23 protein-coding genes are annotated in these 25,699 nt (G+C 36.3%); 17 read left to right on the top strand and 6 right to left on the bottom strand.

Annotated elements, in window-relative coordinates:
- The first annotated feature begins 1 nt into the window (after window position 1).
- From ftsH to PT603_RS00585, 5 genes are all read left to right on the top strand, one after another.
- Window positions 2–1,951 carry an ATP-dependent zinc metalloprotease FtsH gene (ftsH, locus tag PT603_RS00605; protein ID WP_008238313.1) on the top strand — a complete coding sequence of 650 codons (1,950 nt, stop codon included), beginning with the start codon at window positions 2–4 and terminating at the stop codon, window positions 1,949–1,951.
- 461 nt (window positions 1,952–2,412) lie between these two features.
- A complete protein-coding gene (locus PT603_RS00600; RefSeq protein WP_008238315.1) occupies window positions 2,413–3,021 on the top strand; it encodes an LUD domain-containing protein in 609 nt (202 codons plus the stop codon).
- 45 nt (window positions 3,022–3,066) lie between these two features.
- Window positions 3,067–3,873, top strand: coding sequence for a phosphatidate cytidylyltransferase (locus tag PT603_RS00595; protein ID WP_008238317.1), 807 nt, complete (start codon window positions 3,067–3,069; stop codon window positions 3,871–3,873).
- Complete coding sequence (locus PT603_RS00590) at window positions 3,863–4,510, top strand: phosphatidylserine decarboxylase family protein (RefSeq protein WP_008238318.1); 648 nt, start codon at window positions 3,863–3,865, stop codon at window positions 4,508–4,510. The genes PT603_RS00595 and PT603_RS00590 overlap by 11 nt, the downstream gene beginning before the upstream one ends.
- Window position 4,511: 1 nt before the next feature.
- A complete protein-coding gene (locus tag PT603_RS00585) occupies window positions 4,512–4,769 on the top strand; it encodes an acyl-CoA-binding protein (protein WP_008238319.1) in 258 nt (85 codons plus the stop codon).
- A gap of 46 nt (window positions 4,770–4,815) precedes the next feature.
- Here the strand turns inward: PT603_RS00585 and PT603_RS00580 are convergent, their stop codons facing one another.
- The 3 genes from PT603_RS00580 to PT603_RS00570 form a co-directional block, all read right to left on the bottom strand.
- Window positions 4,816–5,511, bottom strand: coding sequence for a YiaD family glycine zipper/OmpA-like lipoprotein (locus PT603_RS00580; protein WP_008238323.1), 696 nt, complete (start codon window positions 5,509–5,511; stop codon window positions 4,816–4,818).
- 32 nt (window positions 5,512–5,543) lie between these two features.
- A complete protein-coding gene (locus PT603_RS00575) occupies window positions 5,544–6,014 on the bottom strand; it encodes a lipocalin family protein (protein WP_008238325.1) in 471 nt (156 codons plus the stop codon).
- A 98-nt stretch (window positions 6,015–6,112) separates the two neighbouring features.
- Window positions 6,113–8,746 (bottom strand): valine--tRNA ligase, encoded by a 2,634-nt coding sequence (locus PT603_RS00570; protein ID WP_008238327.1) that lies wholly within the window; start codon window positions 8,744–8,746, stop codon window positions 6,113–6,115.
- 129 nt (window positions 8,747–8,875) lie between these two features.
- Here PT603_RS00570 and PT603_RS00565 point away from each other — a divergent pair, with 129 nt between their 5' ends.
- Window positions 8,876–9,259 carry a DUF1573 domain-containing protein gene (locus PT603_RS00565; RefSeq protein ID WP_008238329.1) on the top strand — a complete coding sequence of 128 codons (384 nt, stop codon included), beginning with the start codon at window positions 8,876–8,878 and terminating at the stop codon, window positions 9,257–9,259.
- A 39-nt stretch (window positions 9,260–9,298) separates the two neighbouring features.
- Here PT603_RS00565 and PT603_RS00560 read toward each other — a convergent pair whose 3' ends face one another.
- Window positions 9,299–10,633, bottom strand: coding sequence for a retropepsin-like aspartic protease (locus PT603_RS00560; protein ID WP_008238331.1), 1,335 nt, complete (start codon window positions 10,631–10,633; stop codon window positions 9,299–9,301).
- A gap of 138 nt (window positions 10,634–10,771) precedes the next feature.
- Here PT603_RS00560 and PT603_RS00555 point away from each other — a divergent pair, with 138 nt between their 5' ends.
- The 9 genes from PT603_RS00555 to PT603_RS00515 all read left to right on the top strand — a co-directional run bounded on the left by PT603_RS00555 (window position 10,772) and on the right by PT603_RS00515 (window position 20,442).
- Window positions 10,772–11,962: a pyridoxal phosphate-dependent aminotransferase gene (locus tag PT603_RS00555; RefSeq protein WP_040488631.1), complete on the top strand. Its 1,191-nt coding sequence runs from the start codon at window positions 10,772–10,774 to the stop codon at window positions 11,960–11,962.
- Window positions 11,962–12,972, top strand: coding sequence for a UDP-N-acetylmuramate dehydrogenase (gene murB, locus PT603_RS00550; protein WP_008238333.1), 1,011 nt, complete (start codon window positions 11,962–11,964; stop codon window positions 12,970–12,972). Before PT603_RS00555 ends, murB begins: the two co-directional genes overlap by 1 nt.
- A gap of 102 nt (window positions 12,973–13,074) precedes the next feature.
- Window positions 13,075–13,281 carry a hypothetical protein gene (locus PT603_RS00545; RefSeq protein WP_008238334.1) on the top strand — a complete coding sequence of 69 codons (207 nt, stop codon included), beginning with the start codon at window positions 13,075–13,077 and terminating at the stop codon, window positions 13,279–13,281.
- A gap of 20 nt (window positions 13,282–13,301) precedes the next feature.
- Complete coding sequence (locus PT603_RS00540) at window positions 13,302–14,408, top strand: glycosyltransferase (protein WP_008238335.1); 1,107 nt, start codon at window positions 13,302–13,304, stop codon at window positions 14,406–14,408.
- On the top strand, window positions 14,399–14,962 hold the full coding sequence (locus PT603_RS00535; protein ID WP_008238336.1) for an RNA polymerase sigma factor: 564 nt from the start codon (window positions 14,399–14,401) through the stop codon (window positions 14,960–14,962). Before PT603_RS00540 ends, PT603_RS00535 begins: the two co-directional genes overlap by 10 nt.
- Window positions 14,963–14,991: 29 nt before the next feature.
- Window positions 14,992–16,209 (top strand): NRAMP family divalent metal transporter, encoded by a 1,218-nt coding sequence (locus PT603_RS00530; RefSeq protein ID WP_008238337.1) that lies wholly within the window; start codon window positions 14,992–14,994, stop codon window positions 16,207–16,209.
- 70 nt (window positions 16,210–16,279) lie between these two features.
- A complete protein-coding gene (lipA, locus tag PT603_RS00525) occupies window positions 16,280–17,146 on the top strand; it encodes a lipoyl synthase (RefSeq protein WP_008238338.1) in 867 nt (288 codons plus the stop codon).
- 21 nt (window positions 17,147–17,167) lie between these two features.
- Complete coding sequence (gene gap, locus PT603_RS00520; protein WP_008238339.1) at window positions 17,168–18,169, top strand: type I glyceraldehyde-3-phosphate dehydrogenase; 1,002 nt, start codon at window positions 17,168–17,170, stop codon at window positions 18,167–18,169.
- 26 nt (window positions 18,170–18,195) lie between these two features.
- Window positions 18,196–20,442 carry a tetratricopeptide repeat-containing hybrid sensor histidine kinase/response regulator gene (locus PT603_RS00515; protein WP_008238340.1) on the top strand — a complete coding sequence of 749 codons (2,247 nt, stop codon included), beginning with the start codon at window positions 18,196–18,198 and terminating at the stop codon, window positions 20,440–20,442.
- Here the strand turns inward: PT603_RS00515 and lpxK are convergent.
- Window positions 20,439–21,446 (bottom strand): tetraacyldisaccharide 4'-kinase, encoded by a 1,008-nt coding sequence (lpxK, locus tag PT603_RS00510; protein WP_008238343.1) that lies wholly within the window; start codon window positions 21,444–21,446, stop codon window positions 20,439–20,441. The two genes, PT603_RS00515 and lpxK, sit on opposite strands and share 4 nt — an antisense overlap.
- Before the next feature lie 78 nt (window positions 21,447–21,524).
- Here lpxK and PT603_RS00505 point away from each other — a divergent pair, with 78 nt between their 5' ends.
- Both PT603_RS00505 and PT603_RS00500 read left to right on the top strand, forming a co-directional pair.
- Window positions 21,525–22,619, top strand: a complete 1,095-nt coding sequence (locus PT603_RS00505; RefSeq protein ID WP_008238345.1) for a Nif3-like dinuclear metal center hexameric protein — start codon at window positions 21,525–21,527, stop codon at window positions 22,617–22,619.
- A gap of 5 nt (window positions 22,620–22,624) precedes the next feature.
- Entirely contained in the window at window positions 22,625–23,404 is a 780-nt protein-coding gene (locus PT603_RS00500; RefSeq protein WP_008238347.1) for a zinc ribbon domain-containing protein, read from the top strand.
- Window positions 23,405–23,464: 60 nt separating this feature from the next.
- Here PT603_RS00500 and PT603_RS00495 read toward each other — a convergent pair whose 3' ends face one another.
- On the bottom strand, window positions 23,465–25,666 hold the full coding sequence (locus tag PT603_RS00495) for an ATP-dependent DNA helicase RecQ (protein ID WP_008238349.1): 2,202 nt from the start codon (window positions 25,664–25,666) through the stop codon (window positions 23,465–23,467).
- Window positions 25,667–25,699: the final 33 nt, after the last annotated feature.

Below are 25,699 nucleotides of genomic sequence, written 5' to 3'. Positions count from 1 at the left end.
CATGACAAAAGAAAAACAAAATAAAAGACCTAAGTTTTCAGCTTATTGGATATATGCTATCCTACTACTTTTCATCTTCGGAATGAACTTTTTCTCCGGAGGAGGAATGTGGTACCAACCCAAAGAAACATCTCAAGCTAAATTTGAAGAATTTCTAAGAAATGGTGATGTAGCTAGAGTTGTAGTTGTTAACAAAAGGGAAGCTAAAATATACCTAACCCCTGAAGCACTTGAAAAAGAAGCTCATAAAGATGTACGCGGAGACAACTCGCTTATTTCAAGCGGTGCAAGTAGTGAAATTCCTCAATACAAATTTGAATTGGGTGATTTGAGCAATTTTGAAAATAAGTTCGATCAAATTGTCGCAGAAAACAACCTTACCACTACAAGAGAATACAAAACAGAGCAAAACGTAATTGGAGATTTATTAATCACTCTATTACCATTTGTTTTAATTATCGGTATTTGGATTTTCTTAATGCGTCGTATGTCAGGTGGTGGTGCTGGAGGTGCTGGTGGCCAAATTTTCAATATTGGAAAATCAAAAGCCAAACTTTTTGATGAAAAGAATGACACCAAGGTCACTTTTAAAGACGTTGCAGGCCTAGAAGGAGCTAAAGAGGAGGTTCAGGAAATCGTAGAATTCCTAAAACAACCTGAAAAGTACACTTCATTAGGAGGTAAAATCCCTAAGGGTGCTTTACTAGTAGGCCCTCCGGGAACTGGTAAAACATTACTTGCCAAGGCTGTAGCTGGCGAAGCTAGGGTTCCTTTCTTCTCACTTTCTGGTTCTGATTTTGTTGAAATGTTTGTTGGAGTTGGTGCTTCTCGAGTACGTGACCTTTTCAAACAAGCAAAAGAAAAATCACCTGCTATTATTTTCATTGATGAAATCGATGCTATTGGTAGAGCACGTGGAAAAAACAATTTTACAGGTTCAAATGATGAACGTGAAAATACACTTAACCAGCTATTAACTGAGATGGATGGTTTTGGAACTAACACCAATGTTATAGTACTAGCTGCTACAAACCGTGCAGATGTACTTGACAAGGCTCTAATGCGCGCAGGTCGATTTGATAGACAGATTTATGTAGACCTACCTGATCTAAATGAACGAAAAGAAATTTTCGAAGTTCACCTACGCCCTATCAAAACTTCAGAGACCCTAGATTTGGATTTCCTATCGAAACAAACACCAGGTTTTTCAGGAGCTGATATTGCCAATGTATGTAATGAAGCTGCTTTAATTGCTGCTCGTAAAGGTAAAAAAGCAGTAGATCGTCAAGACTTTTTAGACGCGGTAGACCGTATTGTCGGTGGTCTAGAAAAGAAAAACAAAATAATTACTCCTGATGAGAAGAAAACGATTGCCTTCCATGAAGCTGGTCATGCAACAGTAAGTTGGATGCTTGAACATGCTGCTCCACTGGTGAAGGTAACTATAGTGCCAAGAGGACAATCTTTAGGAGCTGCTTGGTACCTTCCAGAAGAAAGACAAATTGTCCGTACTGAGCAAATGCTTGATGAAATGTGTGCCACTTTAGGAGGTCGTGCAGCAGAAAAAGTAATGTTTAACAAGATTTCTACCGGCGCATTAAGTGACCTAGAAAAGGTAACAAGACAGGCGCGTGCCATGGTGACCATATATGGATTAAATGACAAGATTGGTAACCTTACTTATTACGACTCAACTGGTCAATCTGAATATAACTTTTCAAAGCCATATAGTGAGGAGACTGCTCAAATAATTGACAAAGAAATCTCAACTATTATTGAATCTCAGTATGAACGCGCAGTTCAACTATTGGAAGATAATAAGGATAAACTTACGGAATTAGCAAATCTTCTTTTAGAACGAGAAGTTATTTTTAAAGATGATTTAGAAACTATCTTTGGGGAACGAAATTTTAACCAAGAAGAACCTCAACAGGAAAGCGTTACTGAATAAAGGTATTCCTTTACTATAACTACAGAAAAACTAGACTAGGCTTGCCCAGTCTAGTTTTTTTTTGAAAATCATCATCTTCACTCCAACGAGAAATTCAGAAAACAAATTACGTCATTCACCGTTAGTTTAAACAGTGTTTTTCCTAAATTAAAAAGGTATCGATAGGTCTAAAACTGACAAACAAAATAACACTACTTTTATAGCCAAAATAGTACATTATTACCATTACCAAAGAAAAAATTAAGGTGGAAATAAATCTGATATAGGAAACAAAACAGGTGGTTTATCCCCTAACAACAACTAAATAATGTAACTTCTATCTTATCTGAATTCTACACAAAAGTTTGCTTTCTCCCAATGTGACATAAAAAAGACAAAAAACAATATTAAACAGATGCATTAAGTAAGTTTTTTATATCTTTACTCTGAGATAGCTATTATTGAATCCCCAAGCTCAAAACATGAGTCTGTTTAGAAAATTATTTAATTTTAATTCTAAGAAAAATTCCGATAGCGAAACTAATGAAGAACGCGGCAAATTTATGCCGGAAATACAATTACCTGTTGATGAAAAATTTACCATCAATTTCAAAAAAAATGGTGGCAAATTTATCTACTGTGACTCATTGGAAGAAGTACTGGAAAGTTTCGAAAATATACTTACTGAAAATCGATGGCAGGGTGGTCAAATGTACTGCATTGACAACCAACTTCCACGAGTTTTCAACGGTTTTGATATTGAGTATACCCATCAAAACCCTAATGCTGCTTCTTTTTTAACCACTTGCGAAGCATTAGTAGCTGACAATGGCTCCATTCTAATCTCGTCCAATCAAATTAAAGAGAAAAAATTAAAAGAGTTACCAGACAACTTTATTGTTTATGCAACTACCAGTCAATTGGTAGAAAATATTGGAGAAGGCCTACGTGGTATAAAAAATAAAAATCAAGACAAGATACCATCCAATATCACTACTATAAAGCATTTCGAGATAAAAGAAGAAAAAGACTTTATGACCTATGGAAGTAGCAGTAAAAACTTATATTTGCTGCTGTTGGAAGATTTATAGTTCACAGGGCGGTAAATACTCCTATATTGCACTAACACAATTTAGATGAAAGAACTCTTTAAGCGCTCAATTACTGGCATTCTCTATGTTTTCTTACTACTAGCTGCAGTAATGTTAGACCCTAATGCCTTTGATTTTCTTTTTTTGGCTTTTGGTTTAATCTGTCTGTTTGAATTCAAAAAAATAATAAAACTCAGTGGCTATTATATTTTTATAGCCTTTATGTTTTTATGGTGGTTTTACATTTACCTTAACAAAGAAGACTTTATGATAGGTTTGCTCTTACTTATCACTTTGTTAGTTAATTTATTTTTAATCAGCAACTTGTATTCCAAAAAGCCATTGATTCTCACAAATGCACATAAATTTATCATTAGCCTTTTTTATATTGGAGGTGGATGTCTTTTTCTGACCGTAATACCCTATCACCATACTGTTCCATTTGCCAAGTTACTGATTATAGGAATTTTTATTCTGATTTGGGTAAACGACACGTTTGCCTATTTGGTAGGTCGCACCTTTGGAAGAAGAAAGCTATTTGAAAGTGTTTCTCCCAAAAAAACCATTGAGGGATTTATCGGTGGGGTAATTTTTTCATTAGCTGCGGCATTTATTCTAGCAGCTTATGAAGATAGTATTAGTCTGTGGAAGTGGTTACTACTGGCGGTTGTAGTAGTAGTTACGGGTACTTTAGGTGATTTAGTAGAATCTAAATTTAAGCGTATGGCTAACGTTAAGGACAGCGGAGCAATTTTACCTGGTCACGGGGGATTGCTTGACAGACTAGATAGCCTTATCTTTGCAGCACCATTTGCCTATATAACCTTACAAATTTTCAACTATGTTTCATAAAGAAGGCCACAAAATCATTCTGGTAACATTTACGATTGTAGCAATCACATGTGTTTTAGCTCATTTTTATATTGAGCCTATCTGGCTTGAAAAAAGCATTCAAGCAATTGCACTTATATTTTTAGTATTGATTCTACAATTCTTTAGAAATCCAAAACGTAAAACAACACCAAACGACAGTCACGTTATTGCTCCAGTTGACGGTAAAGTTGTTGTTATAGAAGAAGTGTTTGAAAAAGAATACTTTCAAGATAAGCGTTTACAGGTTTCCATTTTTATGTCACCTATCAATGTGCATGTAACTCGATATCCGATTGGAGGAAAAATCCTTTTTAGTAAATATCACCCCGGGAAATACCTAGTTGCATGGCACCCAAAAGCTTCCGAAGAAAACGAACGAACTACTATCGTTGTCGAGAATAAGGTATACGGCAAAGTATTATATCGACAGATTGCTGGAGCCCTCGCTAAGCGTATTGTCAACTATGCTAAAGAAGGTGATATGGCTTCACAAGGAGCAGATGCTGGTTTTATTAAATTTGGCTCAAGAGTTGATCTTTATTTGCCTATTGGCACTAATGTTAATGTAATCTTAGGACAAAAAGTAAAAGGAGGAGTTGACATAATCGCTCACTAAAATGACAACAGAAGAATTAAATGAAGCATTTGAAGAAGCTGTTAACAAAGTAAACAGTTATACAGATCCCCTTCCGGCAGATTTGTTATTGCGATTGTATGCCTACTATAAGATAGCCAACAAAATCGATTCATCACCTGGAAGCAGAAAACCACTAATCAATGCTTTTAAAACAAATGCTCTTTTTCAAGCTCGCAACTTATCGGAAAAACAAGCAAAAGAAAAATATATTGATCTAGTAAATAGATTTATCCCATAAAAAAAGCGGTTAAATAACCGCTTTTCTTTTACCTATAATTTATCACTTAGTTTCCTGCTTCACGTTTGGCATCTTCTATCATCTTTTGATTAGGAACGATGGCCACATTTACTCTTCTATTTTTAGCTCTTCCTTCCGCTGTAGAATTATCATGCAACGGCTGCTCTTCTCCAAACCAATTGGTTGTGAATCGAGAAGAATTCAAACCTTTACTGGTAAAATAATTTGTAACTGAATAGGCTCTATTTTTAGACAATGTCATATTGTATTCAGCAGAACCAGTACTGTCTGTATGACCTACCACCAAAATATTGGTATCTGGATATTCCTTTAAAACACTTATTAATTTATCAAGAGTCGCCTGAGACGCGGAATTAATGTTATACTTATTAGTATCAAAATAAACACCACTATTTTCATCAAAGGTTACCACAATTCCATCATCTACTCGCTCAACTACTGCTCCTGGTATTTCTTCCTCAATCTTTTGAGCTTGTTTATCCATTTTATTTCCAATTACTGCTCCAGCAGTACCACCAACAACACCTCCTATCACAGCGCCCAATTCTCCGTTTCCTCCTTTTCCAGCATTATTACCAATAATTGCACCAATAATTGCACCACCAGCTGCTCCAATTACAGCTCCTTTCTGAGAGTTATTAGCATTACGAGTAGCTTCACAACCAACAAGTAGAGAAGTTACCATAATAAAAACTACAGACTGCTTTAAAATACGTTTCATCGTTATATGTTTTATGTTTTTAAAATAATATACTACTTAATAAAATTCATGGTAATTACAAAGGGACGTCCCTCAACCGTCAAAGTTTGCTGCCATGTCATCATCGTTTCAGACAAATTTGTAAGTTGCATCCTGTAACCTGCATTCGTTTCCGACCTTCCTTTAGCGTCTGTAGGCTTCAAGAGGAAATCATAGTACCCTGAGACAGCATCAACCTCATCAATGGTAAAAATAAAATGACGATCGCCTTCTGCACATCCTGTTTTTGAAATTGTATATACCCCTGAATTATTATTAGGTATAAATCGCCAATAACTTCCTTCGAAACATTCTTTCGTTGCATCATTAAGCAGCGTTACTGCATATGTACCTGCTTGATTATAGGTCACACTGCTAAGCGTCCATTCTCCTTTAATCACTCTTTTTGACTCCCTTACAGTTTTACTAGTTCCGCAAGCCATTACTACAGAAATCACTATTAATAAAGTTACTATTTTCTTCATAAAATTTTATTTTAATATTAGAACGTTTAGTACATTACACTGGTATACAAGTTACCATTTTTTTAACAAATAATAAGGCTCCATTCGGAGCCTTAACATTATTTAAGATTTTTCAGACTCTGTTTTAAGGTTTCTATTGTAGCTAGGGCGTCTGCTTCTTTCTTACGCTCCATTTCCACCACTTTCTCAGGAGCACCACTTACAAATTTCTCATTAGAGAGCTTTCCTCTTACAGATCGTAAAAAGCCTTCTGTATAAGCAAGCTCTTCTTCAATTTTGGCAATTTCAGCGACTACATCCACAGTTCCTTGAACAGGAACAAAATACTCATTAGACTTCACTCGAAAAGAAAGTGCTCCTTCTACTGGAGCTGTTACATACACCAAAGAATCAATATTTCCTAACTTTTCAATAGTGGTATCCCAATTTGAATCGACATTCTCATTATTAAGCACCGATAGGGAGAGAACATCTTTAAACGGTATGTTTTTCTCTTTTCGAATCGTACGTATTCCTGAAATAACTTCCGTTGCAAATTCAAACTGCTGCAACAATGAATCATCATATGTCTTCATTTCCGGCCATTTAGCAATAATTAATGCTTGCTCCGGAGTACGCTCTTCTATAAGTTGCCAAATTTCCTCTGTCAAGAATGGCATAAATGGGTGTAACAACTTTAAATTCGATTCAAATAATTGAATAACCCCACTGTAAGTCTTTGAGTCTATTGGTGCTTGATATGCGGGTTTCACCATTTCCAAAAGCCAAGAACAAAAATCATCCCATACCAATTTGTAAATAGCCATTAATGCGTCAGAAATTCTATATTTAGCAAAATGATCCTCTATTTCAACTAAGGTGTGTTGCAGCTTAGCCTCATACCATGCAATAGCCTTATTAGCGGTATCTGGCTGTTCTAAGACCTTGTCTACTTCCCATCCCTTAACTAATCTAAAAGCATTCCATATTTTATTTGCAAAGCCTTTACCTTGTTGACATAAAGCTTCATCAAATAACAAATCATTTCCGGCGGCAGATGACAACAACAATCCTACTCTTACACCGTCAGCTCCATAATCTTCAATAAGTTTAAGCGCATCTGGAGAATTCCCCAACGACTTAGACATCTTTCTACGTTGTTTATCACGCACTAATCCTGTGAGGTACACATTATTAAATGGCTTTTTACCTTCATATTCGTATCCTGCAATAATCATTCGTGCTACCCAGAAGAAAAGAATGTCAGGTCCTGTAACCAAATCATTAGTAGGATAATAATACTTTATCTCTTCATTATCAGGATCTATTATACCTCCAAAAACACTCATTGGCCATAACCAGGATGAGAACCAAGTATCCAAGGCATCTTCATCTTGACGTAAATCTTCAAGTGTAAGCGCCATATTTCCACTATTTGCTTGGGCCAGAGCCAAAGCAGCCTCCTTGGTTTCTGCTACAGCATACTCGTGTTTTTCCGACCCATAGTAATAGGCAGGTATTTGTTGTCCCCACCATAATTGACGTGAAATATTCCAATCACGCACATTTTCCATCCAATGGCGGTAGGTATTCTCAAACTTCTTAGGATATAATTTTATTTCTTGCGTTTCTAACACCGCTTTTAGAGCTGGCTCAGCTAGGTCTTCCATTTTAAGAAACCATTGATCCGACAATCGTGGTTCAATAACAGCCTTCGTTCTTTCAGAAGTCCCAACTTTGTTAATATGATTTTCAGTCTTTACCAAGAAGCCTTTTTCCTCCAGCTCTTTAGCAATCATTTTACGAACTTCAAAACGATCTCTACCTTGATAATGTAGACCATAGGCATTTAAGGTCGCATCTTCATTAAAAATATCAATTACATCTAATCCATGTTTTTCTCCTAATTCTTTATCATTTACATCATGAGCTGGTGTAACTTTCAAACATCCCGTACCAAATTCTCTATCGACATACTCATCTAAAATAATTGGAATTACACGACCACTTATAGGCACAATTGCCTTTTTACCATGTAAATGAGTATATCGTTCATCCTCTGGATGAATACAAATTGCCGTATCCCCTAAAATTGTCTCAGGGCGGGTAGTTGCAATGACCACCTTTTCTTCACTTCCTTCAACGGCATAAGCCAAATGATATAGCAACCCTTGTCTCTCTTCATAAATAACTTCTTCGTCGGAAAGGGTAGTTTTAGCCTCAGGATCCCAGTTAACCATACGGTATCCCCTATATATCAATCCCTTATTATACAAATCAACAAAGACACGAATTACGGAGGCCGACATATCCTCATCCATGGTAAACTTTGTCCGATCCCAGTCACATGAACATCCCAATTTTTTCAACTGCTCCAAAATAACCCCACCATACTCATGAGTCCACTCCCAAGCATGCTTTAAGAAATCCTCACGGCTTATTTCAGATTTCTGAATACCTTGTTCTTTTAGCTTCGCCACGACTTTGGCTTCTGTCGCAATAGAAGCATGGTCAGTTCCAGGCACCCAGCAGGCATTGTATCCCTTTAGTCGAGCACGGCGTATTAAAACGTCTTGAATAGTATTATTCAGCATATGCCCCATATGTAACACTCCAGTCACATTGGGAGGTGGTATTACAATTGTGTAAGGTTCTCTAGAGTCTGGAACCGAATGAAAGTAATTGTTTTTCATCCAGTAAGCATACCATTTATTCTCTACTTGTTGCGATTCGTATTTAGATGGGATTTCCATTTTTGGCTTGCTTTTTGTTATTTAATTTGCAAAAGTAGGTAATACGCAACGATTACAAAAACAAATGTTTGTTTTGCATATAGTGTAAAAAGTGCCTACATTTACAATAATTATCATAAATCTTTAACCATGAAAAAGTTAATTACATTACTATTTTTAGCAGCATTTACCGTTACGGTAAGCGCCCAAAATGCTGTTGCGAAGATGGAATTTAAAACAGATGAAATTGATTATGGCACCATACAAAAAGGAAGTGATGGCCTTCGAGTGTTTGAATTTACAAATACAGGAAATGCCCCTTTGGTGATTACTAAAATTAATTCAAGCTGTGGTTGTACTGTACCTGAATGGCCAAAAGAGCCAATTGCTCCAGGAAAAACTGGAAAGATTCAAGTAAAATATGACACTACCCGTGTTGGCCCAATTCGCAAAACTATTACGGTGCTTTCTAATTCAGATACACCAACAAAGGTGTTAAAAATTAAAGGAACCATTATTGAAGCCAGCAGATAAAAAAGTACTTTTTAAAACCTCGCATGATGCGAGGTTTTTTTATAGAATATTTTTTAAAGTAAACCCAATAATTAAATTAGACCCATTTCGATCCACTACTAATTTTATTCGCTCTCCCGCTTCTTTATTTATCATTTCTAAAAGTTGTTGCAAGGTATAATGGTGAGCTTCTTTACCATTTATAGATAATATCACATCTCCTTTTACCAGTCCAGCCTCAGCTGCAGGTGATCCTGGACGAACCTCAGCAACCTCTATGGCTGGTTTTAAAATTAAAGTATACAGACTCACCAAAGAAATAACTTTGCCCTCTGAATTATTGTTTGAGCCATAACCTGCATTTGAAGCAAGGTCCTCCAACTCGCGAACTACTCGCATTCCATTATGTTGCAATTCAACTCCACTGAGATTGTACAAAAAAGGCTTTCTAAATCGACTGTTTTTCTTGAAAACAATTTCCCCATCACGGAAATTAATTATGACATTAAACTTACTAAGTACCTCTCCCCCTATACTTCCATTTCGATCCGCATAAAAACGTAGATACCCTATATTTTCCTCAAATGGAAAAGCACACTTCACATTTTTAATTCTAAAATCACCAATTGATAGCGCTGTTAATTTTGCCCGCTTACCAAACACACTACCACTTAATCCTCTTCCTAAAAAATCAACATAAAAATTTTGTGGCTCAACAATACCATGGTCAACATCTTCAAATAACCATATGGCATCACTACTCCCTGTGTCTAGCAGCAACCTAACAGGAATTGAGGTCGTGTCTTGTTGAGCATATAGATCCAAATAGGCTCTATCCTTTATAACTGTTAGTGGCAAGGTCTCACATTTTCGACAAGGTCTCTTTTTAAAAGCGTCTTGATTATACAAGGTTAGTTTTTTCTTTGAATAATCAATCTTAACCACAAATTCCTTAAAAATATCGTATCCAATAATTCCATGAATAGGAATTCCTAATCGAGGAGAGAAATTAATCTCCTCATCTACGATAACAAATAAGTCCTGTGAAAAATTCTTAACATCAGGATGAATTGAAAAGGTATTACCCTTTGATTGAATTGCCTTAATAGGTTCTCCACCTCCCAAACCCCTTATAAATATATTTTCAGCATTTTTAATTTGAAGTGAATCTAAATCAGTAATATTAAAAAGCAAAGGCCTACTTACTCCTGAATCAAGTAAAAAGGAGAGTTCCACTCCATTTATCTCAACAGGAAACACTATCAGATTGCTTATTAATTCAAATCGAAAAGAAACTGATTCTTTCCCATTAATCATTTGCATTTTTCCTTGAGAAAGAAGGTTCAAAGAGATAAACAAAAGCAGAAAAAAAACTAGGTATTTATTAATTCTCACAGAGCCATAGGGTTAACTATTGTTAAATTACTAAAATTTTGGTTTTCTATTTATCATTTTAACAAAAGATTACACCTTCATTTTAGTACTCCATATGAAATATAATTTGCAAATTTGCCTATCTAAATAATCATAATTATGCCACACATTTCCAACAAGGGTAGAATGATGCCTGAGTCACCCATACGTAAATTAGTTCCTTATGCTGAAGACGCTAAAAAAAAGGGAATTAAAGTAATCCATCTTAATATTGGCCAACCTGATATCAAAACACCCCAGGTAGCATTAGATGCTATTAAAAACAACACCATTGAAGTACTAGAATATAGCCGAAGTGAAGGCTCTGAACAGTACCGAGAAAAATTAGCTGCTTACTATAAAAATCACAATATCGATGTTGTCGCTAAGGATATCATCATAACAACCGGAGGAAGTGAAGCATTGCTTTTTGCCATGGGTAGCATAGCAGATGCTGATGATGAAATTATTATTCCAGAGCCCTTCTATGCCAACTATAATGGTTTTGCAACTGCTTCTGGGGTAAAAATAGTACCAGTAATTTCGAAAATTGAAGACAATTTTGCTTTACCTGCTATTGAAGAATTTGAAAAATTAATTACTCCAAAAACGAAGGCAATTCTCATATGTAATCCCGGCAATCCTACAGGATACCTATACTCTAAAGAAGAAATCGAAAAACTCGCACAAATTGTATTGAAACACGATATTTTCTTGATTGCTGATGAAGTTTATCGTGAATTTGCCTATGATGGAGTAAAGCATTACTCTATCATGGAGATTGAAGGATTAGAGCAACATGCCATCATGATTGATTCTGTTTCAAAACGATACAGTATGTGTGGTGCTCGTATAGGCTGTTTGGTAAGTAAAAACAAAGAAGTCATAACTACTGCCCTTAAATATGCACAAGCCAGACTTTCTCCTCCGACCTATGCTCAAATCGCAAGTGAAGCTGCGCTGGAAACACCTCAAACGTATTTCGACGAAGTGATTACTGAATATGTATCACGTCGAGACATCCTAATTGAAGAACTTTCGAAAGTTCCAGGAGTAAAAGTTGCCAATCCAAAAGGTGCTTTTTACTGCATTGCAGAACTTCCTGTTGCAAATGCAGATGACTTTGCACAATGGTTGCTAGAAAACTTTGAGTATGAAGGTGAAACTGTAATGGTTGCGCCAGCTGCTGGTTTTTACTCAACTCCAGGCTTAGGACTAAACCAAATAAGGATTGCATATGTTCTTGAAAAAGAAAAAATTGTTAGAGCAGTACGCATTCTTCAAGAAGCCTTAAAAGCCTACAATGCATAATGAACATTCAACACAATATTTCATTACAACCATATAATACCTTTGGGATCGATGTAACAGCCAGCCATTACGCAGCTGTTACATCCATACCCCAGCTCAAAGAATTATTACATGACAACACACTTCCTCTATTTATTTTAGGTGGTGGAAGTAATATGCTTCTAACTAAAGATATTGAAGCATTGGTGCTTCATATCCAACTAAAAGGTATTTCTATACTTAAAACAACCAATGACCATGTTTGGGTAGAAGCCCAAGCAGGAGAAAACTGGCACGAGTTTGTTGTTTGGTGCCTAGAAAAAGACTTTGGAGGCATTGAAAACTTATCACTAATACCAGGAAATATTGGAACTGCTCCTATACAAAATATTGGAGCCTATGGCGTTGAACTCAAGGATGTATTTGACCATTGCAAGGCAGTTAATATTAATACTCTAGAGGAGCACACCTTTACACTTGAAGATTGCAGATTTGGCTATAGAGATTCCATTTTTAAAAATTCAGAGAAAGGCAATTTTATAATTACCTCTGTTATCTTGAAACTTACTAAAAACAATCATGAACTACACACAAAATATGGTGCCATAGCTGATGAGCTGAGTAAGAAAGAAATCAAATCACCCACCATTCAACAAGTTTCACAAGCTGTAATAAGCATAAGAAAAAGCAAGCTTCCCGACCCAAAGGAGTTGGGTAATAGTGGAAGTTTCTTCAAAAACCCTGTAATTCCTATCACTCAATTTAAACAATTACAAATACGTTATCCTTCTATTCCTTCCTATTCTATTTCTGATGAATTGACAAAAGTTCCCGCAGGATGGCTCATTGAGCAATGCGGATTTAAAGGTAAAAGGTTTGGAGACGCAGGAATTCACCAACATCAAGCATTGGTGTTAGTGAATTATGGAAAAGCTAGTGGGGAAGAAATATGGGAAGTGGCAAAGAAAATCCAAAAAGAAGTGGCCAAAACATTTGGAATTTCCATTCAAGCTGAAGTTAATGTCTACTAGGACATTTCACAACTATATTAATTAAAATTCTTCCCGAAATACAAAGCCCTATAATTAGGCACGACAAGAGTTATTTTGTAATTTTGCGTAAAATATTCAGCAATGAAGTTACTCATTATAACTATCGTATTATTAGGATTGGCCTTTGCAGGAATTGCTATTAAAATTTGGGCAAAAAAAGATGGTAAATTTGCTGGCACATGTGCTAGCCAAAGTCCTTTTTTAAACCAAGAAGGAGAAGCATGTGGTTTCTGCGGAAAACTACCTGACGAACAAGAATGTAGAAATCCTGAAGCAATTAAAAACTAATACTGTTTCGGTTTCTGCCTATGCCTACAATTTTACTCCTTGCCCTATGTATAGTTCTGTTCATTCAACTCGTATATTATTGGGGAATTTTTAGCCGGTTTTCATTTGCTAAACCAATAGTTAATGGTGAATATACCTTACCGGTATCAGTATTGATTTGTGCTAAAAACGAGGCTGAAAACCTCGAGAAAAACCTACCATATATACTAGAACAAGAATATCAGAATTTTCAAATCGTACTGATAAACGACGCCTCCATCGATAATACCCTTAAAGTCATGGAGTCCTTTGCTCATCGGGACAGTCGTATTAAAATAGTGGATGTACGCAACAATGAGGCTTTTTGGGGTAAAAAAAAATACGCCCTTACTTTAGGTATTAAATCCGCCAAAAACGATCTGTTAATTTTTACAGACGCAGACTGTCGTCCCGCTGGAAAACACTGGTTAAAACAAATGGTTGGTTCATTTTCTAATACCCAAACGATAGTTTTAGGTTTTGGTGGATACCAGACTATTAAACATTCACTACTAAATCAGTTGATTCGCTTTGAAACAGTTCTCACAGCCATACAATACTTTTCCTATGCCATCAGCGGAATGCCATATATGGGGGTAGGTAGAAATATGGCCTACCATAGGGATGAGTTTTTTAGAGTTCGAGGGTTTATGAGTCATATGCATATTCGCAGTGGTGAGGATGATTTATTTATAAACGAAGCCGCTAACAAGGATAATATTGCCATTAACTTTAACAAAGAAAGCTTCACCTACTCAACACCTAAGACCACATGGAAAAGTTGGATACTTCAAAAGCAAAAGCAGGTATCTACGGCCAACTATTATAAGCCAAAACATAAGCTAATTCTTGCTCTTTTCTACTTTTCACAATTGGCATTCTGGTTCCTTTCCATTCTGCTATTCATACTACAATATAATTGGATAGTAATTACAGCCTTAATAGGTATAAAACTGTTTACATTGTATATTGTTCTCGGCTATGGCGCAAAAAAACTTGGCGAAAGCAAACTGATATGGCTACTCCCTTTTTACGAAATCATTCTTGTTTGTTTTCAATTGCTTATCTTTATAAGAAATAGATTCTCAAAACAGGTCAATTGGAAATAACACCGTCCTTAATCGAGCAAAACATCCAAAAAGCCAAAAATGGCGATCAAAAGGCCTTTAGCTTTTTGTTAGATTCCTTTTGGAATGACGTGTATAGTTTTCAACTACAACGTACCAAAAATGAAAATGATGCCGAAGACGTCACCATACAGACCTTTTCCAAGGCTTTCGATCGTATACATACTTTTGATGAAAATTTCCAATTTAAAACCTGGCTCATAACGATCTCAAAGAACGTACATATCGACCTGGTTCGTAAACGCAAAAACAGCATTACCAATCAAGCTTCCCAAATGGAAGACGAAACAATGTACAACCTAGCAGATGATGCCCCTTCAGCCGAAGACCTACTTATCACTGAACAAAACTTAGCTACTCTCTTACAGTGTATTAAAAAATTAAAACCTCACTACCAAGAGGTCATTCATTTGCGTTACTTCCAAGAAATGACTTACGAAGAAATTTCAGACCACATCAAAGAACCGATGAACAATGTAAAAGTGAAATTACTTCGAGCAAAAAAATTATTAGCGGAAATCATCAAAAAAAAGTAAGTTTATACACGTTTCCAACCAATACGTAAATGACTTTATTGAAAAAACTTGGCCCGGGCTTACTGTTCGCTGGAGCCGCCATTGGTGTATCACATCTTGTCCAGTCAACTCGCGCAGGAGCAGATTTCGGATTTGGCCTAATATGGGCATTACTACTAGTGCATGTATGTAAATATCCATTTTTTCAATTTGGCCCACGTTATGCAATAGCCACAGGAGAAAGTTTACTTGACGGATATCTAAAACTTGGAAAACCCATTCTAATCACTTATTTCGTGCTTAATCTGGCAACTATGTTTACCATACAAACGGCAGTCACCATTGTGACAGCTGGACTAGCAGCTAATCTTTTTGGGATTACATCAAATCCTGCTATATGGAGTATCCTGATTACAGTGATTTGTTTACTGATTTTGCTTATAGGCCGATTCAAGCTATTAGATATACTGATGAAAATTATTATTATCACTCTAACCATTAGTACAATTGCCGCCGTTATTCTTGCGTATACCAAAAACGCAAACACCATCCCTTTAACCCAAATATTCCCCAAAGAAACAACCGATATAGCCTTTCTTATTGCATTTATGGGCTGGATGCCTGCACCACTCGATGTTACCATTTGGCAATCTCTATGGACACTTGAGAAACGAAAAAACACCAAAAATTATAACGCTTCTAATGTCATTACAGATTTTAATATTGGTTACGCGAGCACCATTGTCATAGGTTGTTTATTTATAGCTTTAGGAGCTCTTGTTATGTTTAATTCTCAAGAAAACTTTAGCGGAAACGCTACCATATTTTCGGCACAGTTGATTCAAATGTACACCCAAAGTCTCGGCCAATATACCCATTTCATTATTGCCATTGCCGCCTTTACGACCATGTTTAGTACCACCATTACAACACTGGATGCATCGCCTAGAGCTATGTCATATAGCAGTAAACTTTTAATGGGAAAACAGATTAAATATAGCTATGCTCTATGGATGAGCATTTTGATTACAGGCACATTAGTTATTCTGTTATTTTTTATCTCTGAAATGAAAACCCTAATTGAAATTGCCACCATATTATCATTTGTAACGGCGCCATTTTATGCCATAATAAACTACAAACTTATCACCTCATCACATACACCTGCGTTTTACAGACCAAGAAAAGCAATGCGTATTCTAAGCTGGTCAGGTATTCTTTTTTTAATCGGATTCAGTGTATGGTACATTACAAGTATTACTATGTAATGCTTAACGTTTATGTACCCTTTTTTAACAGATTACTTCGTATCTTTGCCTTTCAAAAATCATATCAAAAATGAGTATTGAAAGTGTAGCTCCTCCGGCTGGAAAACCAAAATGGTTACGTGTAAAACTGCCAACCGGAAAAAAATATACCGAATTACGCGGATTAGTAGACAAATACAAACTAAATACCATATGCACCTCAGGGAGCTGTCCTAATATGGGCGAATGCTGGGGAGAAGGAACGGCCACATTTATGATTTTGGGTAATATCTGTACCCGTTCATGTGGTTTTTGTGGTGTAAAAACAGGAAGACCAGAAACGGTCGACTGGGAAGAACCAGAAAAAGTTGCCCGTTCAATTAAGCTCATGAATATAAAACATGCTGTTATCACCTCTGTTGACCGCGATGATTTAAAAGACATGGGATCCATCATTTGGGCCGAAACCGTTAAGGCCATTCGACGTATGAACCCAGAAACTACCTTAGAAACACTCATACCTGATTTCCAAGGAATTGAACGCCATTTAGATCGAATGATAGAGGTTGCTCCAGAAGTAATTTCACATAATATGGAGACCGTGCGTCGTCTTACTAGAGAAGTACGTATTCAAGCAAAATATGATAGAAGCCTTGAAGTTCTTAGCTACCTAAAACAGCAGGGAGCTCATCGTACCAAATCTGGTATCATGCTAGGCCTAGGAGAAACGGAACAGGAGGTTATTGAAACACTACATGACTTACAAAAAGCTAAAGTTGATATAGTAACTATTGGGCAATATCTTCAACCATCTAAAAAACATTTACCTGTAAAACAATTTATCACACCAGATCAGTTTGATAAATATAAGCAGATTGGACTTGAATTAGGTTTCCGTCATGTTGAAAGCGGCGCCTTGGTAAGATCTTCATACAAAGCTCATAAACACATTGAATAACTTCAGGTTAGTGTATCTAAGATGAAATCAATCACCATTGCCATCAACGGATTTGGAAGAATTGGAAGAACGCTCTTTCGATTATTACGTCAACATCCCATTATAAAGGTAGTTGCTATTAACGACATTGCGGACGCTGCCACTTTATCACATTTGCTAAAATACGATAGCATTCATGGACCCTGGCCAGGAAGCGTTACCTATTCAGGAAACAACTTGATAGTTGACCAGGTCTCAATCCCACTGTATAATCAAAAACATCCTAAAGATATTGATTGGTCAGGATTGAAACCTGATTTTGTGATTGAAGCTTCAGGAAAATTTAAAAACACTGAATCACTACAGCATCATATTACAAATGGAGCAAAACGAGTTATCCTTAGTGTTCCACCTGAAGACGATTCAATAAAAATGGTTGTTTTAGGAGTAAACCAACACCTACTTACTGGTGAGGAAACTATAATTTCCAATGCTTCGTGTACGACCAATAATGCTGCACCCATGATAAAGGTAATTAATGAATTATGTGGAATCGAGCAAGCCTATATAACTACGATTCACTCTTATACAACTGATCAAAGTTTACATGATCAACCTCATCGTGATTTGCGTAGAGCACGTGCAGCAGCATTATCTATTGTTCCCACAACTACAGGAGCAGCAAAGGCACTTACTAAGATATTTCCTGACCTAGAAAATGTAATAGGGGGCTGCGGAATTAGGGTTCCCGTTCCTGACGGATCACTTACAGATATTACCTTTAATGTAAAAAAAGAAGTTAGTATTAACCAAGTAAATGAGGCTTTTGATAAGGCATCCAAAGGAAACTTAAAAGGAATCCTTACCTACACTGAAGATCCAATTGTTTCTGTGGATGTTATTAATCAACAGGCGTCCTGTGTTTTTGACGCTCAAATGACTTCGGTAATTGGCAAGATGGTTAAGATCATTGGGTGGTATGATAATGAATCTGGCTATAGCAGTAGAATTATCGATTTAATCTCATACATTTCGCAGAAATAAGTATATTTGGAAGTTAAACCCAAATAATGAAGAGCCTAAACCTCTATATCTTTATACTTCTTGGTTGTTTAAGCTTTACCTACACCGCTGCGCAACGCCCTCAAGAAGAAGTGCATAACTATCGGATAAATAGTCTGTTTAAAGATGCTTGCGCTCTAAAAAATAAAGCCAAATATTCTCAAGCTCTTCAAAAACTAAATGAAGGTTTAAACATAGCTGAAAATGGCGAGGACCTTCTTCTAATTGCCAAAAGTCGTTACCTCCAAGCAGATATTTTCCTTACCATGGGAATGCTTGATGACGCATTGGTTTTTATAAACTATGCTGAAAAAATACAGAGGGAAAATAATGCGATGTTAGACCTTGGACTAACATTACTCTTAAAAGGTGAACTGTATTTTGCTCAAAACAGACACATTGATGCCTCTGACTATTATGATGACGCTGAGGACCTATTGCGAGAAAACAATGGACAACAATACTTAGCCAAAGTATATTTAGCAAAAGCGAAGTTCTTTCTCAAATTCAATGAATATAAAAGCGCTATTTTTCACCTTGAAAACGCACTACCTGTTACTAACGAATATGAAGGAGAATTTATAAGAGCCTCAATTCTTACTACGTTAGGAGAAGTATATTTTGCACAAAAAAATTACAATAGATCCGAATTAATCCTCAATGAATCTTTAAAAATTTCGGAAAGCGATCAATTTCCAACACTCCGAGTAAAGGCGTATGAAATTCTAAGTAAAATATACGGAAATCAAAATGATATTGAAAAGGCCTATGCCTATCAAAATGCCTTTTATTCTCTTAGAGATTCCATCAACAATATCGATAAACTAAAAAGAGACATTAGGGAAGTTGAAGCAGATGCGTCTGCATATAAGGATCGTCTTAACGCAGATTTACAATTACAAGTAGAGGAACAAGCGAAAACATTAAAAAACTCTAAGCTTACCACCATCTTAAGCTCATTTCTACTCATTATTATTTCGCTGCTAGCAATTTCACTATATAGAAATAATCAAATAAAAGTAAAAACAAATGATTTACTTTTAATGAAGAATGTGGAGCTTGAAACAGCTAAGGAAGAGGCCATTAAAGCCATGCAAACGAAAGCCAACTTTCTTTCCACAGTAAGTCATGAATTAAGGACCCCCCTTTATGCTGTAACAGGATTAACCCACCTTTTATTGGAAGAAAATCCAAGTGAAAGTCAAAAAGAACATCTTAAATCTTTGAAATTTTCTGGAGATTATCTTTTGGCTTTTATCAATGATATTCTTCAAATTAACAAAATAGAGGCTAAAAAACTAAATATTCAAAACATCGATTTTGATATAAATAAAATCATCAAAGATGTTATCTCTTCTTTAACTCAAACAGCTAAAGAAAATAAAAATACCGTCAATTGTGAGATAGACAGCAATATCCCTAAACAACTCAAAGGCGACCCATTAAAACTATCACAAATCTTCATAAACCTTGTAAGCAATGGGCTTAAATTCACTGAAAATGGAGAAGTCAAATTAAAAGCCTCCTTAGTAAGTCGAACCGAAAACAGAGCTGACATACTGTTTGAAATCATCGATACAGGTATAGGTATATCAGATGATATGATTGATAATATTTTTGAAAGTTTTGCTCAAGGATCTATTCAAATTAACCGTAAATACGGAGGAACAGGCCTTGGTCTGACTATTGTTAAGAACCTTTTAGAACTTATGGACAGTAAGATTAACGTAAAAAGTGAATTAGGAAAAGGTTCGACTTTTTACTTTACCATTCCATTTGAAATTTCAGAACAACAAGTGAGTCCTGCTACTTCCGAAAATGATAAGAAAAACAGCAAGGAGTATGATGATATCATTTTTAAAGGCTTGCATTTCCTTGTAGTGGAAGACAACAAAATAAATCAGGTAATAACCAAAAAGATGCTTTTGGCTAAGGACATCAGCTGTGATATTGCAGAAGATGGTTATATGGCTATAGAGAAGGCAAAAAAAGAACAGTATGCCGTAATTCTAATGGACATTCACATGCCTGGCATTAGCGGATTAAAAACTACTCAGGAAATCAGAAAATTCAACACCGAGGTCCCAATTATCGCCTTAACAGCCATTTCACTAGATGAAAACACAGATGACTTCTATGCAGTGGGATGTAATGATGTAATTACCAAACCGTTTAGACCTGATGTGTTTTACTCTAAAATAGCCAAAGTACTAACGGAGAATAACAGTGTTACCCAAGACAGTATTGAGAGCTAGGAATACTCCTTCACATACTTTATAATATTATCTTTGAATTTATCTTCATCCCAAATAAACTGGGTCTCAATAGGTAGATAACTCACGTTATCAAGGGAATCTTTCAAACGCATAAAGTCCTTTTCTGTAGTTAAAATTCTTTGATGTAATCGCAAGTCATTTATTTCTCTCTCTGAAAAATGATGGTGATCCGGAAAATTAATATGTGTGAATTCAAATCCTTTTTCCTCCAGAAACTTTACAAGCGGAGTTGGATTCGCAATCCCTGTAACTAGCGTAAATGGCAACTGTCCAAAATCTGTCAACTTTTCATTGGTAGACTTCGCCATCACCATATCGCTGTAGGCAATAGTTGCAAAAAAAACCAATTGATGCGGAAGTACCCTCAATTTTCCTCTAATACTTCCGGCCTGTTCAATGGACAGGTTAGTAGGACATTTAGTAACTACAATAATTTGTGCTCTTTTTACTTGGGAAATGGTGTCTCTAAGAGTGCCTACTGGCAATAACCAATCATCCACATATAAACTATCGAAAGCAGTTAGCAAAATAGAAAATCCAGGTTGAACTTTTCTATGCTGAAAAGCATCATCAAGTAACAATACCTGTGGTAACAATTTCCTTTCTTGAAGTTGAAGAATCCCATTTCTACGATCAGCATCTACCGCTACTACTACCTGTGGAAATTTAGAAGCAAACTGAAATGGCTCATCTCCCATTAGAGCAGCTGTACTATCAAAATCAGCCACATAAAAACCCTTAGACTGCCGCTTATACCCTCTACTTAAGGTCCCTACTTTATACTCTGGAGATAACACCCTTACTAGGTATTCAATCATTGGAGTCTTACCAGTCCCTCCAACACTAACATTCCCAACACAGATAATCGGAAAATCATACGATTGTGAGGTAAAGTACCCAACATCATAAAGCGCATTGCGCAAGAAGATTACTGCCCCATAAACACCGGCTACTGGAAATAGTAAATATCGAAGTACAGTCATAACAACGAAAGTAGGGTATTTTAAGGCGTACTCAAAAAAAAATTCTAATTTCGTATCATAACACAATTATAGAATCTTATGACCATACAAGAAGTCATACATCACATAGAATCATTAAGCCCTATAGCCTATGCTGAAGACTTTGATAATGTGGGACTGTTAGTAGGAAACCGTAACAATGCGGTTACTGGTATATTAGTTACATTAGATACTCTCGAAAATGTAGTTGATGAAGCCATTGAAAAGAAGTGTAATCTGATTGTAAGTTTTCACCCGATTATTTTTTCAGGTATAAAAAAATTCACTGGAAGCACCTATGTAGAAAGAGTGGTCATGAAAGCAATTGCTCATAACATAGCAATTTACAGCATGCACACCGCTCTTGACAATGCTTTTCAAGGCGTTAATGGGCGCATTTGTGATGAATTAGGGCTAATCAATAGAAAAATTCTTATTCCCCAGAAAAACACCATAAAAAAACTCATCACATTTGTACCAATAGAAAGTGCTGCAACTGTACGCCAAGCTTTATTTAATGCAGGCGCTGGCACTATTGGCAATTATAATGAATGTAGTTTTTCCATAGAAGGTATAGGCACCTTTAATGGAGGAGAACATGCAAATCCGACAATAGGGAGAAAAGGAGAACTTCATTCCGAAGCTGAAATACAAATTGGTGTCATCTTTCCAAAACATGTACAATCACAATTATTAAAAGCGCTTTTCAACGCTCATCCCTATGAGGAGGTAGCCTACGAAATAACCACTTTAGAAAATCAGAATCAACATATAGGTCTGGGAATGATTGGCGAACTTTCTGAGCCTATGCAAGAAATTGACTTCTTACATATGCTTAAAAACAAAATGCAAACTCCTTGTATTAGACATAGTGCTTTCACAGGAAAAAAAATTCAGAAGATAGCCGTTTTAGGAGGAAGTGGGGCTTTTGCAATCGATGCTGCCAAAGCATCAGGTATTGAGGCATTTGTAACCTCTGACCTTAAGTATCATGACTTTTTCAAGGCTGAAAATAGCATTCTTTTGGCTGACATTGGTCATTACGAAAGTGAGCAATACACAAAAAATCTTTTAGTTGAGCATCTTATGAAAAAAATTCCTAATTTTGCAATCATTTTATCAGAGAAAAATACCAATCCTATCAAGTATTTATAAATCATATGACAAAAAAGGCTGAAATTACCGTTGAAGAGAAATTAAGAGCATTGTACGATTTGCAATTAATTGACTCTCGCGTTGATGAAATCAGAAATGTAAGAGGAGAGCTTCCTCTAGAAGTTGAAGACTTGGAAGACGAAGTTGAGGGACTTAAAACACGTTTAGAGAAACTTACTTCAGAATTGGAGATTATCAACAACGAAATCAGCAATAAGAAGAATCTTATTGAAGAAGCCAAAGGCTTGATTAAAAAATACGGTGAACAACAAAAAAATGTTCGCAATAACCGAGAGTATAACTCTATCACCAAGGAGATTGAATTTCAAGAATTAGAAATTCAGTTAGCTGAAAAACACATCAAAGAACACAAAGCTCAAATCGAGCAGAAAAAAGATGTGATAGCTCAAACTAAGGAGCGTGTAGGTGAGCGTGAAACTCACTTAAAACACAAAAAAGATGAACTTAACGGCATCTTGGCGGAAACTGAGAAAGAAGAGCAAATGCTCTTAGAAAAACTTGTTGAGTTCCAAAACCAAATTGACGATCGCTTAGTGAATGCATACAAGCGCATCAGAAACAATGTAAACAATGGTTTAGCAGTTGTTCCTATTGAAAGAGGAGCTTCTGGAGGTTCATTCTTTACCATTCCTCCGCAAGTACAAATGGAGATTGCAGCCCGTAAAAAAATCATTACCGATGAACACAGTGGACGCATCCTTGTAGATCCAATTCTTGCCGAAGAAGAGAGAGAAAAAATGCAAGCTATTTTTAGCTCGATATAAAAATCAGATAAAAAATAACCCCGGAATTCCGGGGTTATTTTTTTACATCAATCGTTATTTTTAGTTTGCAACTTCACTGATAAACTTAATACGATATAATCTAATTTCATCATCTTCATAATCACCATCAAATTCCTCTATAGCATTGGATATCTTATCTGTTTCGGCTTCCAAAAAATACTCGTATAATTCTTCTTGTTGATCTTCATCTAAAATCTCATCAATCCAATAATCTATATTAAGTTTTGTACCGCTGTAGACTATTTGTTCCATTTCCTTTATAAAGTCAGACATTTCTAACCCTTTCGCGGCAGCAATATCATCTAGTGGTAACTTTCTGTCTACACTTTGAATTATGTACAATTTCAATGCTGAATTAGCTCCTGTTGACTTCACTACCAAATCGTCAGGTCGAGTAATTTCATTCTCCTGTACATAACGAGCAATCAATTGGACAAAATCTTTCCCATACTTTTTGGCTTTACCATCCCCTACACCATGTACATTGGTTAATTCTTCAATGTTTATAGGATATTTCAATGCCATATCTTCCAGCGAAGGATCTTGAAAGACGGCAAATGGAGGAACTTCCAATTTTTTAGCCACTCTTTTTCGAAGATCTTTCAACATTCCTAACAGTACCTCATCGGCAACACCACCGCCACCTTTACCGGCAGTAACTATAGTATCATCATCAGTTTCTTCGTAGGTGTGATCTTCAGTCATGTAAAAGGATTCAGGGTTGGAAATAAAATTTTTCCCTTCCGGACTAAGAAACAAAACTCCATAAGTTTCGATATCCTTTTTTAATAATCCCGCTACAAGAACCTGACGTAACAAAGCCATCCAATATTTATCATCCTTTGACTTACCTATTCCAAAGAAAGGTTGTTCGTCAGTCCTGTGGGATTTTATAAGTGCATTTACTTTACCTAAAAGAGTATTAACAACTTCTTTACCCTTGTAAATTTCCTTTGTATTTTGGATAACCTTCAACAAGGTAACCACATCTTCTTGAGCTTCATGTTTTTTCTTTGGATGTCTCACATTATCATCCATCTCTGCACCTTCGCCATTTACCTCATCAAATTCTTCTCCGAAATAATGTAGAATGAATTTACGACGAGACATAGAGGTTTCGGCATAAGCAACTATCTCTTGAAGCAATGCATGACCAATTTCCTGTTCTGCCACTGGTTTACCTGACATAAATTTTTCCAGCTTCTCAACATCCTTATAAGAATAAAATGCCAGGCAATGGCCTTCTCCTCCATCACGACCAGCTCTCCCAGTTTCTTGATAATAACTTTCAATACTTTTAGGAATATCATGGTGAATTACAAAACGCACATCGGGCTTGTCAATTCCCATACCGAAAGCTATCGTTGCCACTACTACATCAACATCCTCCATCAAGAACATATCTTGATGTTTCGCCCTTGTCTTAGCGTCCAAACCAGCATGATAAGGAACAGCGCTTATCCCATTAACTTGAAGTACTTGAGCAAGCTCTTCCACCCTTTTGCGACTCAAACAATATATAATTCCCGATTTTCCAGGGTTTTGTTTGATAAACCTAATAATATCAGCGTCCACATTCTTAGTCTTTGGCCTTACCTCATAATATAAGTTGGGACGGTTAAAGGAAGCCTTGAACGTTTTTGCATCGGTCATCCCTAGGTTTTTCAAGATATCTTCTTGCACCTTAGGAGTTGCCGTAGCGGTAAGACCAATTATAGGAATATCATCCCCTAATCTTTTTATTATTGCCCGAATATTTCTGTATTCCGGTCGAAAATCATGTCCCCATTCTGAGATACAGTGTGCTTCGTCTACTGCAACAAACGAAATCTGAATTGTTCTCAAAAACTCGATATAATCTTCCTTGGTAAGCGACTCCGGCGCCACATAAAGCAATTTGGTAATACCACTTTTTATATCCTGCATCACCTGTTTCACCTCAGTTTTGGTTAGAGATGAGTTTAACACATGCGCGATACCATTATTGGATGAGATTCCACGAATGGCATCGACTTGATTTTTCATCAGTGCAATTAGGGGGGATATAACGATAGCGGTTCCATCTTTAACAAGGGCGGGTAATTGGTAACACAATGATTTTCCGCCACCTGTAGGCATTATAACAAACGTATTTTGGTTGTTAATGATGCTCTTAATTACGTCCTCCTGTAATCCTTTAAATTTTCCGAAACCAAAATAATGCTTCAGCGCAAGTTGCAAGTCATTTTCAACTGTACTCATTCTATCGTTTTACTATTTTACATACATTTGCAC

Source organism: Imtechella halotolerans (genome assembly GCF_028743515.2).
Lineage (GTDB): Bacteria > Bacteroidota > Bacteroidia > Flavobacteriales > Flavobacteriaceae > Imtechella > Imtechella halotolerans.
This window is presented reverse-complemented; position numbering and strand designations above follow the sequence as displayed.

What these genes read in the sequence shown, in the direction of transcription:
- ftsH (WP_008238313.1), top strand. Translation starts at nt 2, where the DNA reads ATGACAAAAGAAAAACAAAATAAAAGACCTAAGTTTTCAGCTTATTGG.
- PT603_RS00600 (WP_008238315.1), top strand. Translation starts at nt 2,413, where the DNA reads ATGAGTCTGTTTAGAAAATTATTTAATTTTAATTCTAAGAAAAATTCC.
- PT603_RS00595 (WP_008238317.1), top strand. Translation starts at nt 3,067, where the DNA reads ATGAAAGAACTCTTTAAGCGCTCAATTACTGGCATTCTCTATGTTTTC.
- PT603_RS00590 (WP_008238318.1), top strand. Translation starts at nt 3,863, where the DNA reads ATGTTTCATAAAGAAGGCCACAAAATCATTCTGGTAACATTTACGATT.
- PT603_RS00585 (WP_008238319.1), top strand. Translation starts at nt 4,512, where the DNA reads ATGACAACAGAAGAATTAAATGAAGCATTTGAAGAAGCTGTTAACAAA.
- PT603_RS00580 (WP_008238323.1), bottom strand. Translation starts at nt 5,511, where the DNA reads ATGAAACGTATTTTAAAGCAGTCTGTAGTTTTTATTATGGTAACTTCT.
- PT603_RS00575 (WP_008238325.1), bottom strand. Translation starts at nt 6,014, where the DNA reads ATGAAGAAAATAGTAACTTTATTAATAGTGATTTCTGTAGTAATGGCT.
- PT603_RS00570 (WP_008238327.1), bottom strand. Translation starts at nt 8,746, where the DNA reads ATGGAAATCCCATCTAAATACGAATCGCAACAAGTAGAGAATAAATGG.
- PT603_RS00565 (WP_008238329.1), top strand. Translation starts at nt 8,876, where the DNA reads ATGAAAAAGTTAATTACATTACTATTTTTAGCAGCATTTACCGTTACG.
- PT603_RS00555 (WP_040488631.1), top strand. Translation starts at nt 10,772, where the DNA reads ATGCCACACATTTCCAACAAGGGTAGAATGATGCCTGAGTCACCCATA.
- murB (WP_008238333.1), top strand. Translation starts at nt 11,962, where the DNA reads ATGAACATTCAACACAATATTTCATTACAACCATATAATACCTTTGGG.
- PT603_RS00545 (WP_008238334.1), top strand. Translation starts at nt 13,075, where the DNA reads ATGAAGTTACTCATTATAACTATCGTATTATTAGGATTGGCCTTTGCA.
- PT603_RS00540 (WP_008238335.1), top strand. Translation starts at nt 13,302, where the DNA reads ATGCCTACAATTTTACTCCTTGCCCTATGTATAGTTCTGTTCATTCAA.
- PT603_RS00530 (WP_008238337.1), top strand. Translation starts at nt 14,992, where the DNA reads ATGACTTTATTGAAAAAACTTGGCCCGGGCTTACTGTTCGCTGGAGCC.
- lipA (WP_008238338.1), top strand. Translation starts at nt 16,280, where the DNA reads ATGAGTATTGAAAGTGTAGCTCCTCCGGCTGGAAAACCAAAATGGTTA.
- gap (WP_008238339.1), top strand. Translation starts at nt 17,168, where the DNA reads ATGAAATCAATCACCATTGCCATCAACGGATTTGGAAGAATTGGAAGA.
- PT603_RS00515 (WP_008238340.1), top strand. Translation starts at nt 18,196, where the DNA reads ATGAAGAGCCTAAACCTCTATATCTTTATACTTCTTGGTTGTTTAAGC.
- lpxK (WP_008238343.1), bottom strand. Translation starts at nt 21,446, where the DNA reads ATGACTGTACTTCGATATTTACTATTTCCAGTAGCCGGTGTTTATGGG.
- PT603_RS00505 (WP_008238345.1), top strand. Translation starts at nt 21,525, where the DNA reads ATGACCATACAAGAAGTCATACATCACATAGAATCATTAAGCCCTATA.
- PT603_RS00500 (WP_008238347.1), top strand. Translation starts at nt 22,625, where the DNA reads ATGACAAAAAAGGCTGAAATTACCGTTGAAGAGAAATTAAGAGCATTG.
- PT603_RS00495 (WP_008238349.1), bottom strand. Translation starts at nt 25,666, where the DNA reads ATGAGTACAGTTGAAAATGACTTGCAACTTGCGCTGAAGCATTATTTT.